1 protein-coding gene is annotated in these 572 nt (G+C 42.3%); it reads left to right on the forward strand.

Features of this window, described 5'->3' with window-relative positions; translation table 11 throughout:
* Position 1: 1 nt before the first annotated feature.
* On the forward strand, positions 2 to 572 hold a 571-nt coding region (locus tag HC176_RS15855), incomplete at its 3' end, for a UbiA family prenyltransferase (RefSeq protein WP_167919965.1).

A 572-nucleotide genomic window follows, 5' to 3' on the forward strand; every position in this document is an offset into this window, starting at 1 on the left:
GATTCTCAGCTTTATCTCGGTCGTTAGAGGCTATAATATTCTGGTGCTCGTGATCGCGCAGTACCTTACCTCCATTTTTATTCTTGCACCCCATTTGCCAATGAGGCAGGTGCTATTTGACCCTAACCTCTTTTTTATGGTACTGGCTACTGCCTCCATAGTTGCTTCGGGTTATATCATCAATAATTTCTACGACAGCGAAAAGGATCTCATCAACCGGCCTCAAAAAACGATGTTGGATAGGTTTGTGAGTCAGCGCACCAAACTTTCGGTGTATTTTATGCTAAATATGTTCGGGATATTTTTTGCCAGCTATATCTCCTTTAGGGCAGTGGTTTTTTTCTCGCTGTACATTTTTGGGATCTGGTTCTATTCGCACCGACTTAAGAAGATCCTGTTCGTCAATAATTTAATAGCTTCGGTAATTACCATTACCCCATTTTTCGCAGTTTTCCTGTACTACAAGAATTTTGACACCGTGATCCTGGTTCACGCTGCTTTCCTGTATCTCATCATTCTCATGCGGGAGATGGTGAAAGATCTTGAGAACATGAAAGGCGATCTTGCACAGG

The sequence above is a fragment of the Tamlana crocina genome, assembly GCF_012037625.1.